The sequence below is a fragment of the Streptomyces sp. NPDC050988 genome (genome assembly GCF_044456225.1).
Classification (GTDB): domain Bacteria; phylum Actinomycetota; class Actinomycetes; order Streptomycetales; family Streptomycetaceae; genus Streptomyces.
Genome location: NZ_JBITFQ010000005.1, coordinates 107,553 through 120,177 on the forward strand (window position 1 = coordinate 107,553; position 12,625 = coordinate 120,177).

10 protein-coding genes are annotated in these 12,625 nt (G+C 69.7%); 9 read left to right on the forward strand and 1 reads right to left on the reverse strand.

Translation table 11 applies throughout. The annotated features are described in order from the left end of the window. Positions 1-15 precede the first annotated feature (15 nt). The 4 genes from ACIBEI_RS14245 to ACIBEI_RS14260 all read left to right on the forward strand — a co-directional run bounded on the left by ACIBEI_RS14245 (position 16) and on the right by ACIBEI_RS14260 (position 6,107). Positions 16-786: a zf-HC2 domain-containing protein gene (locus ACIBEI_RS14245; RefSeq protein ID WP_398888484.1), complete on the forward strand. Its 771-nt coding sequence runs from the start codon at positions 16-18 to the stop codon at positions 784-786. A 104-nt stretch (positions 787-890) separates the two neighbouring features. Beyond that, entirely contained in the window at positions 891-3,338 is a 2,448-nt protein-coding gene (locus tag ACIBEI_RS14250; RefSeq protein ID WP_398888486.1) for a HelD family protein, read from the forward strand. A gap of 416 nt (positions 3,339-3,754) precedes the next feature. After that, positions 3,755-5,170 carry an NAD-dependent malic enzyme gene (locus ACIBEI_RS14255; RefSeq protein ID WP_307523924.1) on the forward strand — a complete coding sequence of 472 codons (1,416 nt, stop codon included), beginning with the start codon at positions 3,755-3,757 and terminating at the stop codon, positions 5,168-5,170. Positions 5,171-5,825: 655 nt separating this feature from the next. Then, entirely contained in the window at positions 5,826-6,107 is a 282-nt protein-coding gene (locus tag ACIBEI_RS14260) for an HU family DNA-binding protein (RefSeq protein ID WP_007382399.1), read from the forward strand. Between the two features lie 336 nt (positions 6,108-6,443). On the opposite strand, the gene murA is transcribed toward ACIBEI_RS14260, so the two are convergent. Beyond that, positions 6,444-7,790, reverse strand: a complete 1,347-nt coding sequence (gene murA / locus ACIBEI_RS14265; RefSeq protein ID WP_055614624.1) for a UDP-N-acetylglucosamine 1-carboxyvinyltransferase — start codon at positions 7,788-7,790, stop codon at positions 6,444-6,446. 251 nt (positions 7,791-8,041) lie between these two features. Here murA and ACIBEI_RS14270 point away from each other — a divergent pair, with 251 nt between their 5' ends. The 5 genes from ACIBEI_RS14270 (at position 8,042) to ACIBEI_RS14290 (ending at position 12,624) form a co-directional block, all read left to right on the forward strand. Next, the gene (locus ACIBEI_RS14270) at positions 8,042-8,614 is read left to right on the forward strand and encodes a YqgE/AlgH family protein (protein ID WP_143632675.1); all 573 of its coding nucleotides are present in this window, start codon (positions 8,042-8,044) and stop codon (positions 8,612-8,614) included. Positions 8,615-8,643: 29 nt separating this feature from the next. Next, the gene (locus tag ACIBEI_RS14275; protein WP_189843460.1) at positions 8,644-8,946 is read left to right on the forward strand and encodes a DUF3039 domain-containing protein; all 303 of its coding nucleotides are present in this window, start codon (positions 8,644-8,646) and stop codon (positions 8,944-8,946) included. A gap of 320 nt (positions 8,947-9,266) precedes the next feature. Next, positions 9,267-10,574, forward strand: coding sequence for an extracellular solute-binding protein (locus ACIBEI_RS14280; protein WP_398888993.1), 1,308 nt, complete (start codon positions 9,267-9,269; stop codon positions 10,572-10,574). A 5-nt stretch (positions 10,575-10,579) separates the two neighbouring features. After that, entirely contained in the window at positions 10,580-11,743 is a 1,164-nt protein-coding gene (locus ACIBEI_RS14285) for a carbohydrate ABC transporter permease (protein WP_398888489.1), read from the forward strand. Further along, complete coding sequence (locus ACIBEI_RS14290; protein WP_398888492.1) at positions 11,740-12,624, forward strand: carbohydrate ABC transporter permease; 885 nt, start codon at positions 11,740-11,742, stop codon at positions 12,622-12,624. Before ACIBEI_RS14285 ends, ACIBEI_RS14290 begins: the two co-directional genes overlap by 4 nt. Position 12,625: the final 1 nt, after the last annotated feature.

Genomic DNA, 12,625 nt, shown 5'->3' on the forward strand with positions numbered 1-12,625 from the left:
GGTAGTCCTGGACCCATGCAAAGTTCGCAAGGGCAGGGCGATGTACACGAGACGGTTGGTGCGTACGCGCTCGGCATCCTCGACGACGCCGAAGCCACCGCCTTCGAGGCGCACCTCGCGACCTGCGAGTGGTGCGGCCAGCAGCTCGACGAACTCGCCGGCATGGAGCCGATGCTCGCCGCCCTGGCCGATCTGCCCGCCGCTCAGGGCACTCCGGCCATAGGCGAGTCGCTCGCCGCCCGCCCGAGCCCACAGCTCGCGGACCGGCTGGTCGGCGAGGTCGTGGAGCGTCGGGTCAAGGCCAAGAGGAGCCGTCGTGCCTTCTTCGGGCTCGCGGCCTCGCTGATCATCGGCGGCCCCATCGTCGCGATCGCGGCCACCGGCGGCGACACGACCCAGGAGGCCAAGCCCCTGCAGTCCGCCAGTCCCGCCAAGGACGCCTTCACGCACATGACCGACAAGGTCAAGGCCACGGACCCGACCACCAAGGTCAGCGCCGTGGTGGGCATGGAGGGCAAGGCCTGGGGCACCCATTCGGTCCTGGAGCTGAAGAACGTCAAGGGGCCGGAGAAGTGCTCCCTCATCGCCGTCGGCAAGAACGGCGAGCGGGAGACGGCGACCACCTGGGCGGTCCCGAAGTGGGGCTACGGCATCGAGAACGCCAAGACCGAGCAGGCCAAGAGCCCGCTCTACGTGCACGGTGGCGTCGCCATGAACCCCGAGGACATCGACCACTTCGAGGTCATGACCTTCGGCGGCGAAAAGCTGGTCGAGGTCGCCGTGTAGGCGATTCGAGGTCGCCGTGCAGGCGATCAAGAGCGGAAACGTAGCCTCACGGGCTCCCCTTCGCGTACGGTTGACGGCTGCCATGCACGTCAGAAGGGGGCCCGGTGGCCGCTCAGGTTCAGCAGGAAACGGCGTTCGATCCGGTGGGCGACTCCGTGCGCGACCGCGAGATCGGCGTCGAACAGGAACACCTGGACCGGGTGTACCAGCGCCTCGAGGAGAAGATCCACGAGGCGGAGTTCCTGATGAACGACGCCGCCCAGCGCGGCCAGGTCGGTACACCCGGAGCACTCGCGGAGCGTGACGCGCAGGTGTTCCGGGCGGGGATCCACCTCAACCGCCTGAACAACGAGTTCGAGGACTTCCTCTTCGGAAGGATCGACCTCCTCGCCGGCAAGGACGGCAAGAAGGGTCCGGACGGCGCGTACACGGCGGTGGAACCCGCCGAGGGCGCGGTACGGCCCGACAACACCGCCGAGATCGCGGAGACCCTCCACATCGGCCGTATCGGCGTCCTGGACTCGGACTACTCGCCGCTGGTCATCGACTGGCGGGCCCCGGCGGCCGCCCCGTTCTACCGCTCCACTCCGGTCGACCCCGGCCGCGTCGTACGCCGCCGGGTCATCCGCTCCAAGGGCCGCAGGGTCCTCGGGGTCGAGGACGACCTGATGCGCCCGGAGCTGAAAGCTTCCCTCTCCGGCCGCGAACTGCCGGTGATCGGCGACGGCGCCCTGATGGCGGCGCTCGGCCAGGCCCGCAGCCACACCATGCGGGACATCGTCGCCTCCATCCAGGCCGAGCAGGACCTGGTCATCCGGGCACCCGCCGCGTCCGTCACGTACGTGGAGGGCGGTCCTGGCACCGGCAAGACGGCGGTCGCCCTGCACCGGGCCGCCTACCTGCTCTACCAGGACCGCAGGCGGTACGCGGGCGGCATTCTGATCGTCTCGCCCACGCCCCTGCTGGTCGCGTACACCGAGGGCGTCCTGCCGTCCCTCGGCGAGGAGGGCCAGGTCGCCATCCGCGCGGTCGGCTCCCTGGTCGACGGCGCCGAGGCCACGTTGTACGACTCGCCGGCGGTGGCCAGGGCCAAGGGCTCGTACAGGATGCTCAAGGTGCTACGGAAGGCCGCGCGGGGAGCGCTGGAGGCACCGGGCGAGCCCGGCCGGGCGCCCGCGCGGGGCAGGAGCAACGGGCAGGCCGGCCACAGCGGACAGAACGGCCAGAACGGGCAGCTCGCGTTCGGCGACCCCGATCCCGACGACGACTTCGCCGACTCGGACGACGAACCGCAGACGTCGTCCGCCACACCCGACCGCCTCCGAGTCGTCGCCTTCGGGCGCCGGCTGGAGCTGGAGGCACCCGAGCTGGACCGGATCCGCCAGAACGCGCTCTCCGGGACCGCCCCCGTGAACCTGCTGCGCCCGCGCGCCCGCAAGCTGCTGCTCGACGCCCTCTGGGCGCGGTCCGGCGCCGGGACCCGGCACACGGACCCCGAGCTGGCGGCCGAGCTGCGCTCCTCGTTCGACGAGGACGTCAGCTCCGAGGACAGCTTCATCGCGTTCGTCGACGTCTGGTGGCCCGAGCTGGCACCGGGTGCCGTTCTGGAGGCGATGGCCGACGAGAAACGGCTCGGACGGTGGGCGCGGCGGATCCTCAACCCCGGTGAGGTCCGGCGGGTCGCCCGCTCCCTCAAGCGGGACGGCCTCTCCGTGCACGACGTGGCCATGCTCGACGAACTCCAGGCCATCCTCGGCACCCCGGCCCGCCCCCGCAGGAAGCGCGACCTCGACCCGCTCGACCAGCTGACGGGCCTGGAGGAGCTCATGCCCGTACGCGAGGAGACACAGCGCGAGCGGGCGGAGCGGCTGGCCCAGGAGCGCACGGAGTACGCGCACGTCATCGTCGACGAGGCGCAGGACCTCACGCCCATGCAGTGGCGCATGATCGGCCGCCGCGGCAGGCACGCCACGTGGACGGTGGTCGGCGACCCCGCCCAGTCCTCGTGGTCCGACCCGGACGAGGCCGCCGAGGCCCGCGACGAGGCCCTCGGCACGCGCCCGCGCCGCCGCTTCACGCTCACCGTGAACTACCGCAACCCGGCCGAGATCGCCGAGCTCGCCGCCAAGGTCCTGGCCCTGGCCATGCCCGGCTCCACCTCCCCGTCCGCGGTGCGCTCCACGGGCGTACGGCCGCGGTACGCGGTGGTACGGGACTCCCTGGCCAAGACCGTCCGGGAGGAGGCCGCGCGGCTGCTCGACCAGGTCGACGGCACGGTCGGTGTCGTCGTCGCCATGAACCGCCGCGCCGAGGCCGCGCGCTGGCTCGCCGGCCTCGGCGACCGCGTGGTGGCGCTCGGCAGCCTGGAGGCGAAGGGACTGGAATACGACGCCACCGTGGTCGTCTCCCCGGCGGAGATCGCCGACGAGTCGCCGGCCGGGCTGCGCGTGCTGTACGTGGCGCTGACCCGGGCCACCCAGCAGCTCACCGTCGTCTCGGCCGACCGCGACGAACCGGACGCGAACGGGGTGCCGGACCTGCTGCGGGACTGACCGGGGCCCGGCCCGCGAGCCGCCCGCGGTTCGGCCATTGGGCCGGACCGGACCGGGTCCGAAGAACCTTCTCCGTGAACCTCCGGTACGGGAATTGCCTTACGGGGATCGTTTGTTACGGTTGGTGTGGCACCGGCCCGATCCAAGCCCCCGGGCCCAACCTTCGTCGCTACGAGCGACCACTTGCCGCGAGGCGAGCATGGCGGGTCGGTGTCATTGAACGAGTTCCGTTCGACGTGTCGTGAGCGGAAGAGAGGCCCCTGTCACCCAGTGACAGGGGCCTCTCCTTGGTTGAGAACAAAACGTTCGCAATCCAGGGCGGCTACCACGTACTCCGCGGTAGGTGCGACGATCGGACGGCAAACCCGCGAACCAGTAGCGCTCGCAGTACCCGGTGAAAGCAGAGGAAGTCGGCCATGGCAACGGCGCCCAGCGTCTCCTACTCGATTACGGTCCGGTTGGAGGTGCCCGCGAGCGGAACCGCGGTCTCCCAGATCACCACGGCCGTGGAGTCCCACGGAGGCTCGGTGACGGGCCTCGACGTGACGGCCTCCGGCCACGAGAAGCTCCGGATCGACGTCACCATCGCGGCGACGTCCACCGCCCACGCCGACGAGATCGTCGAGCAGTTGCGCGGCATCGAGGACGTGACGCTCGGCAAGGTGTCCGACCGTACGTTCCTGATGCACCTCGGCGGCAAGATCGAGATGCAGTCCAAGCACCCGATCCGCAACCGTGACGACCTCTCGATGATCTACACCCCGGGCGTGGCCCGCGTGTGCATGGCGATCGCCGAGAACCCCGAGGACGCCCGCCGTCTGACCATCAAGCGCAACACCGTCGCGGTCGTCACGGACGGCTCTGCGGTGCTGGGCCTGGGCAACATCGGCCCGATGGCCGCCATGCCGGTCATGGAGGGCAAGGCGGCCCTCTTCAAGCGCTTCGCCGACATCGACGCCTGGCCGCTGTGCCTGGACACCCAGGACACCGACGAGATCGTCGCGATCGTCAAGGCGATCGCACCGGGCTTCGCCGGCATCAACCTCGAGGACATCTCCGCCCCGCGCTGCTTCGAGATCGAGGCGCGTCTGCGTGAGGCCCTCGACATCCCCGTCTTCCACGACGACCAGCACGGCACGGCGATCGTGGTGCTCGCGGCCCTCACGAACGCGCTGCGCGTGGCGGGCAAGGCGATCGGTGACATCCGCGTCGTCATGTCCGGGGCGGGCGCGGCCGGTACGGCCATCCTGAAGCTGCTGCTGGCCGCCGGCGTCAAGCACGCCGTCGTCGCCGACATCCACGGTGTGGTGCACGCGGGCCGTGAGGACCTGGTGAAGGCCGCCGCCGACTCGCCGCTGCGGTGGATCGCCGACAACACCAACCCCGAAGGCGTCACGGGGACGCTCAAGGAGGCCGTGCGCGGCTCGGACGTCTTCATCGGCGTCTCGGCCCCGAACGTGCTGGACGGCGACGACGTGGCCGCCATGGCCGAGGGTGCCATCGTGTTCGCGCTCGCGAATCCCGACCCCGAGGTCGACCCGGCGATCGCCCGCCAGACCGCCGCCGTTGTGGCCACCGGCCGCTCCGACTTCCCGAACCAGATCAACAACGTGCTGGTCTTCCCGGGTGTCTTCCGCGGTCTGCTGGACGCGCAGTCCCGCACGGTCAACACGGAGATGATGCTTGCTGCCGCAACCGCTCTGGCGGACGTGGTGACCGAGGACGAGCTCAACCCGAACTACATCATCCCCAGCGTCTTCAACGACAAGGTCGCGGGCGCCGTCGCGGGCGCGGTCCGCACCGCGGCGAAGGCGGCGGGCGCGACGGCCTGAACGCCGGCCCGACCCTCCTGAGGGCTGCCGCCCCCCGGCCCCCGCTTTGGCCTGCGGCCTTGTCCTCAAGCGCCGGACGGGCTGGGCTGACATGCGCGTGCGGGTGCGTTGTGGCTGGTCGCGCAGTTCCCCGCGCCCCTAAAAGATTGCGCAGTTCCCCGCGCCCCTGAGGTATTTCAGCCCCTCCGGCGTTTGAGGAGCGGGGGTTCGGGGGCGGAGCCCCTGAAAGTGACGGGACTGGGTAGGGGAGGCGGGGGCGGGGAAATACCCCGTCCGGTGGCGACTGTGACGGTTGCCACCCGGCCCCCGTACCGGCGCGTCGCCGGACGTGGGGCCTCAGGCCGCCTCTAGGGTGGCGGCCATGGCTAAGTCCCTGAGGGCCCACCAGGCCTTTCAGGCCCTGCGGTCCGCTGCCGGGAACCGACGGAGCGTCACCAATTCGAGGCCGTGGCGCTTTTCGTGTGACTCCCAGGGGTGCCGGATTGGCTTTCCCGCCGCAGGTGGGGGCAGGATGCGTCTTCGGGCGCGAGGGTCCGGCCACGGACCCGGGTCCGGGGACCGCCGAGGAACCTGGCAGCATCGGCTTCGACGTGCCCAATATGCGGCTCCGCCGCGTGGCACGCCTCAACGGCAAGAAGAACACGGGAGTAACAACATGAACCGCAGTGAGCTGGTGGCCGCGCTGGCCGACCGTGCCGAGGTGACCCGCAAGGACGCCGACGCCGTTCTGGCCGCCTTTGCCGAGACCGTCGGTGAGATCGTCGCCAAGGGCGACGAGAAGGTCACCATCCCCGGCTTCCTGACCTTCGAGCGCACCCACCGTGCCGCTCGCACCGCGCGGAACCCGCAAACCGGCGACCCGATCCAGATCCCCGCCGGCTACAGCGTCAAGGTCTCCGCGGGCAGCAAGCTCAAGGAAGCCGCCAAGGGCAAGTGACCTTGCCGTCTACACCTCGCGGGACGGTGTTCGGCAGGTAGTAGCAGGTAGGTAGTAGGCAGTAGGAAGTGCGATGGGGCGGCACCCGGTTCTCGGGTGCCGCCCCATCGCTGTTGCGCTTACCAATGGCCTCAAACGCCGGCCGGGCTGGATGGCGCCCGGCCGGGCCGAGTGGCGCCGGCCGGGACTGTTCTCGCTAGCCGAGTGCCTTGCCCGGCAGCTCCACCTTCGCGCCCAGTTCCACGAGCTTCTCCATGCTGTGTCTATCCGGGGGATAACCCCCGGACCCCCAGCCGGTGGCGGGACTGCCGTGAGCCGGTGTTTCGGGGCGGGCTGTCAGCCGAGTGCCTTGCCCGGCAGTTCGACCTTCGCGCCCAGTTCCACGAGCTTCTCCATGAAGTTCTCGTAGCCGCGGTTGATCAGGTCGATGCCGTGGACGCGGGACGTGCCCTGGGCCGCCAGCGCGGCGATGAGGTACGAGAAGCCGCCGCGGAGGTCGGGGATGACCAGATCGGCGCCCTGGAGCTTCGTGGGGCCCGAGACGACCGCCGAGTGGAGGAAGTTGCGCTGCCCGAAGCGGCAGTGCGAGCCGCCGAGGCACTCGCGGTAGAGCTGGATGTGCGCACCCATCTGGTTGAGCGCGGAGGTGAAGCCGAGACGGGACTCGTACACCGTCTCGTGGACGATGGAGAGGCCGGTCGCCTGCGTGAGGGCGACGACGAGCGGCTGCTGCCAGTCCGTCTGGAAGCCCGGGTGGACGTCCGTCTCCAGCGCGATGGACTTCAGCTGGCCGCCGGGGTGCCAGAAGCGGATGCCCTCGTCGTCGATCTCGAAGGCACCGCCCACTTTCCGGTAGGTGTTCAGGAACGTCATCATCGAGCGCTGCTGGGCGCCGCGGACGTAGATGTTGCCTTCGGTCGCCAGAGCCGCGGAAGCCCACGAGGCGGCCTCCAGGCGGTCCGGAAGGGCCGCGTGGGTGTAGCCGCCGAGCTTGTCGACACCCGTGACACGGATGGTGCGGTCGGTGTCCATCGCGATGATCGCGCCCATTTTCTGCAGGACGCAGATCAGGTCCTCGATCTCCGGCTCCACGGCCGCGTTCGACAGCTCCGTCACGCCCTCCGCGAGGACGGCCGTCAGCAGCACTTGCTCGGTCGCGCCCACGGACGGGTACGGCAGCGTGATCTTCGTGCCGCGCAGCCGCTGCGGAGCCTCCAGGTACTGGCCGTCCGCGCGCTTCTCGATCGTCGCGCCGAACTGCCGCAGCACCTCGAAGTGGAAGTCGATCGGCCGGCCGCCGATGTCGCAGCCGCCCAGACCCGGGATGAACGCGTGCCCGAGGCGGTGCAGGAGCGGACCGCACAGGAGGATCGGGATACGCGACGAGCCCGCGTGCGCGTCGATGTCCGCGACGTTCGCGCTCTCCACGTGCGACGGGTCCATGACGAGCTCGCCCGGTTCCTCGCCCGGACGGACCGTCACACCGTGCAGCTGCAGCAGCCCGCGTACGACCCGCACGTCACGGATGTCGGGGACGTTGCGCAGCCGGCTCGGAGCACTACCGAGCAGCGCGGCGACCATGGCCTTCGGTACGAGGTTCTTCGCACCGCGGACCCGGATCTCGCCCTCCAGCGGGGTTCCGCCGTGGACAAGGAGTACGTCGTCTGAGCCGTTGACGGTCATGTATCTCGCGTTCCGGTTGGTTGGACAGGGGCGAAGAAGCAAGCGTAATGGCCGCCTACCCCCCTTCAGTAAGTCCAAGGGCGCCCCAGGGACGTCATAGCTTTGCCACAACACGAACCGCTCCTAAACGGACACACGGGGTCACCGTCGGGGGCGTGCGCTCCACCTGCATCCGTACGCCCTGAGCTGCATTCACCCGGGTACGGGTATTGCCTCCCCCCGCACGGGGAAGATGCGGGATCATGTCTCGCATGACCGAGGTGTCCTCGCTCACAGGGCGGCTGCTCGTGGCCACGCCCGCCCTGGCGGACCCGAACTTCGACCGTGCGGTGGTGCTGCTCCTCGACCACGACGAGGAGGGCTCCCTGGGTGTCGTCCTCAACCGCCCCACACCGGTGGATGTGAGCGACATCCTCTCGGGCTGGGCGGACCTCGCGGGCGAGCCCGGCGTGGTCTTCCAGGGCGGCCCGGTCTCGCTCGACTCCGCGCTCGGGGTGGCGGTGATACCGGGGGGCGCGTCGGGGGAGCGTGCTCCGCTGGGCTGGCGGCGGGTGCACGGGGCGATCGGGCTCGTGGACCTGGAGGCCCCGCCGGAGCTGCTGGCCTCGGCCCTCGGTTCGCTCCGGATCTTCGCCGGCTACGCGGGCTGGGGCCCCGGACAGCTGGAGGACGAACTCGTCGAGGGCGCCTGGTACGTCGTGGAGTCCGAGCCCGGAGACGTCTCCTCGCCCTCTCCGGAACGGCTGTGGCGAGAGGTGCTGCGCCGCCAGCGCAACGAGCTGGCGATGGTGGCCACGTACCCGGATGACCCTTCGCTCAACTGATGCTCCCCGGCTTCAGTACTCTTGCGTCTATGAGCACTCTTGAGCCTGAGACCCAGCCCCAGCGAGGCACTGGGACGGGGACCCTCGTAGAGCCGACGCCGCAGACGTCGCACGGCGACGGGGACCACGAGCGCTTCGCCCACTACGTCCAGAAGGACAAGATCATGGCGAGCGCGCTGGACGGCACGCCCGTCGTGGCGCTCTGCGGCAAGGTGTGGGTGCCGGGCCGTGACCCGAAGAAGTACCCCGTGTGCCCCATGTGCAAGGAGATCTACGAGTCCATGGGCGCCGGCGGCGACGAGGGCAAGGGCAAGGGCGGCGGCGACAAGTAGCGCCCCCTGCGCGCCCCCGGTGACTTCCCGCCCGGTGCGGTGCGCCGGGTGCGGTGGTGCCTTGTCGGTGGTCCAACCCTTCGCCGGGTGGACGGGTTTGCCGTGAGCGTGGGCCCCGGATGCGTCTTTTGGGCGCTTCCGGGGCCTTTGTGCTGCCCGTGTACGGTCCACACGTTGCACGGAGTGCTTCCAGTGGTCACAGAGTGGTTGAGACCTCTTGTGGCCGTGTTCATGTAGTCCATAGCCTCCGACGTGTTGTGCAGCGCAAAACCACCATTGCACGTGCTGCAACGCGCTCCCCCGGAGGACGCCTCGTGAAGCTGTCAAAACTCTCTGCCCGAACGGCCGCCCCGATCGCCGCGCTCGTCGTCGCCGGGCTCACGGCCACCGCCTGCGCCCCCGAGTCCTCCGACAACTCCGGGGGCAAGGACGAGAAGAGCGGCACCCTGCGGGTGTGGCTCTTCCAGGAGGTCGACACCGCACCGAAGGAGAAGGTGGTCGACGGTGTCGTCGCCGCCTTCGAGAAGGCCCACAAGGGCACGAAGGTCGACGTCCAGTACATCCCCGTCGAGACCCGCGCCGAGAAGATCAAGGCCGCCTTCAACGACCCCAAGAGCGCGCCGGACCTCATCGAGTACGGGAACACCGACACGGCCGGTTACGTCAAGGACGGCGGACTCGCCGACGTCACCAAGGAGTTCACGGACTGGAGCGAGGCCAAGGACACCGACCCGACCGCCAAGCAGTCCGTCACGGTCGACGGCAAGATCTACGGCGTCCCGTACTTCGTCGGCGTCCGCGCCCTCTACTACCGCACGGACGTGTTCGAGGAGCTGGGCCTCGACGTGCCCAAGACCCAGGCCGAGGTGATCAGCACCGCCAAGGCGATCCGGCAGGCGAAGCCGGACCTCTACGGGCTCGCGGTCGGCGGCGCCTACACGTACGGCGCGATGCCGTTCATCTGGTCCAACGGCGGCGAGATCGCCGAGGGCAAGGGCGGATCGTACGCCTCGACGATCGACAGCGCGGCGTCCCAGAAGGGCATCAAGGCGTACACCTCGCTGTTCGGTGACGACAACTGTCCGGCCGCCAAGTGCGCGGGCATGGGCGGCAACGACACGGTGACGGCCTTCGCCTCCGGCAAGGCGGGCATGGCGATCGGCGGCGACTTCAGTCACGCGGCGATCGAGGCCGGGAAGGTCAAGGGCAAGTACGCGGTCGTGCCGCTGCCCGGCGTGAAGTCCGGTGAGATCGCTCCCGCGTTCGCGGGCGGCAACAACCTCGGCGTGCTGAACAGCACCTCGCACCGCACGCTCGCCGTCGACCTGATGGAGCAGCTCGCCTCGAAGAAGACGCAGGGCGAACTCTTCGACGGAATGGGCTTCCTGCCGACCTTCACGGACGTACGCCAGGACGTCGCCAAGCGCGAGCCGTTCGTCGGGCCCTTCGTGAAGACCCTCGGCGCCGGAGCCAAGTTCGTCCCGGCCTCGCCGGCCTGGTCCCAGATCGACGCGTCCCTCGTACTGCCGACGATGTTCCAGGAGGTCGTCAGCGGGCGTAAGAGCGTGGACGCGGCTTCGAAGGACGCGGCGAAGAAGATGAACGCCGCGTTCAGCTCCGCGGGGTGAGCCGGATGACGAACCGTCCGCTGCGCGGCTCAGGCCCGTCGCCGGGCCACGATGTCCCGGCGGAGCGGGCCGGGAAACCGGCCTCCGCGGCTGTGCCGGAGGCGGCCACGGCCGCCTCCGGGCGGGCCGGCGGTCCCGGCGCGGGTGTTTCCGGGGCCGCGGCCCCGGTCGCGGCCCGCGCCGAGACCCGTCGGGCCGCGGGGTCCGCGCCGGTGAAGGGGGCCCCCGCCGGGGCCGCCCGCCGGGCACCCCGGCCGGGCCGACGAGCGGCCACCGGCCGCAAGTCCCCGCTCGCGCGCGGCGGATGGACGCCCTGGCTGTACCTCGCCCCCGCGCTCGTCGTCATCGGCGGGCTGCTCGTCTACCCCGTCTACCAGCTCGGGCTGATCTCGTTCCTGGAGTACACGCAGGCACAGGTCAGCGGCGGGGAGCCGGCCACCTTCCAGGGGTTCGGGAACTACGCGACGCTCTTCGGGGACCCGCAGTTCTGGCAGGTCCTGCTGGCCACCGTGCTGTTCGCCGCCGCGTGTGTGGTGTCGACACTCGCGGTGGGATGCGCGCTCGCCGTCCTCCTGACACGTGTCCGTGCCGTGCCACGGCTCGCGCTGATGCTGGCCGCGCTCGGCGCGTGGGCGACACCCGCGGTCACCGGGTCGACGGTGTGGCTGCTCCTCTTCGACCCCGACTTCGGTCCGGTCAACCGGATCCTCGGACTCGGCGACCACTCCTGGACGTACGGCCGGTACAGCGCCTTCGCCCTCGTCCTGCTCGAAGTGGTCTGGTGCTCCTTCCCGTTCGTGATGGTCACGGTGTACGCCGGCATCCGCGCCGTACCGGCCGAGGTCCTGGAGGCCGCGTCCCTGGACGGCGCCTCCCAGTGGCGGATCTGGCGCTCGGTGCTCGCCCCGATGCTCCGGCCGATCCTCGTGGTCGTCACCATCCAGTCGGTCATCTGGGACTTCAAGGTCTTCACGCAGATCTACGTCATGACGGGCGGCGGCGGCATCGCGGGCCAGAACCTCGTACTGAACGTGTACGCCTACCAGAAGGCCTTCGCGTCCTCCCAGTACAGCCTCGGCTCGGCGATCGGAGTGGTGATGCTGCTGATTCTGCTCGCCGTCACGCTCGTATATCTGAGGCTGATCAGAAGGCAGGGGGAGGAGCTGTGAGTTCCGCAAGTCCCGTGAAAACAGAAGGCTTTGTACGTGATTTCGCACGCCGTTCCGTACAGCGGCCGTGGCGGCTGGCAGCCGAGGCATCCGCACTGCTGATCGCGGCGGTCGTCGCATTCCCCCTCTACTGGATGGTGCTCAGCGCCTTCAAGCCCGCCGGGGAGATCGAGTCGACCGAGCCGCGGCCCTGGACGCTGGATCCGACACTCGATTCCTTCCGACGTGTCTTCGGGCAGCAGGAATTCGGCCGGTACTTCCTCAACAGCCTCGTCGTGGCGGTCACCGTGGTCGCCGTCTCGGCGCTCATCGCGTTTCTCGCGGCGACCGCCGTGACCCGATTCCGCTTCCGATTCCGCACCACCCTGCTCATCATGTTCCTGATCGCGCAGATGGTGCCCGTCGAGGCCCTGACGATCCCCCTCTTCTTCCAGATGCGGGACTTCGGGCAGCTCAACACGCTGGGCGCGCTGATCCTGCCGCACATCGCCTTCTCGCTGCCCTTCGCGATCTGGATGCTGCGGGGCTTTGTGAAGGCCGTCCCGGAGGCGCTGGAGGAGGCCGCCTACATCGACGGGGCGAGCCGGACGCGCTTCCTGTGGCAGATCCTTTTCCCGCTGGTCTTTCCCGGGCTCGTCGCCACCAGCGTGTTCTCGTTCATCTCCGCGTGGAACGACTTCCTCTTCGCCAAGTCCTTCATCATCAGCGACACTTCGCAGTCCACACTGCCGATGGCCCTCCTTGTCTTCTACAAGCCCGACGACCCCGACTGGGGCGGTGTGATGGCCGCGTCCACGGTGATGACCATTCCGGTACTGATCTTCTTCGTACTCGTACAGCGGCGGCTGGTCTCCGGACTGGGCGGCGCGGTGAAGGACTGAG

Coding starts and splice junctions, on each gene's coding strand:
- ACIBEI_RS14245 (WP_398888484.1), top strand. CDS start 16: ATGCAAAGTTCGCAAGGGCAGGGCGATGTACACGAGACGGTTGGTGCG.
- ACIBEI_RS14255 (WP_307523924.1), top strand. CDS start 3,755: ATGGCAACGGCGCCCAGCGTCTCCTACTCGATTACGGTCCGGTTGGAG.
- ACIBEI_RS14260 (WP_007382399.1), top strand. CDS start 5,826: ATGAACCGCAGTGAGCTGGTGGCCGCGCTGGCCGACCGTGCCGAGGTG.
- murA (WP_055614624.1), bottom strand. CDS start 7,790: ATGACCGTCAACGGCTCAGACGACGTACTCCTTGTCCACGGCGGAACC.
- ACIBEI_RS14270 (WP_143632675.1), top strand. CDS start 8,042: ATGACCGAGGTGTCCTCGCTCACAGGGCGGCTGCTCGTGGCCACGCCC.
- ACIBEI_RS14275 (WP_189843460.1), top strand. CDS start 8,644: ATGAGCACTCTTGAGCCTGAGACCCAGCCCCAGCGAGGCACTGGGACG.
- ACIBEI_RS14285 (WP_398888489.1), top strand. CDS start 10,580: ATGACGAACCGTCCGCTGCGCGGCTCAGGCCCGTCGCCGGGCCACGAT.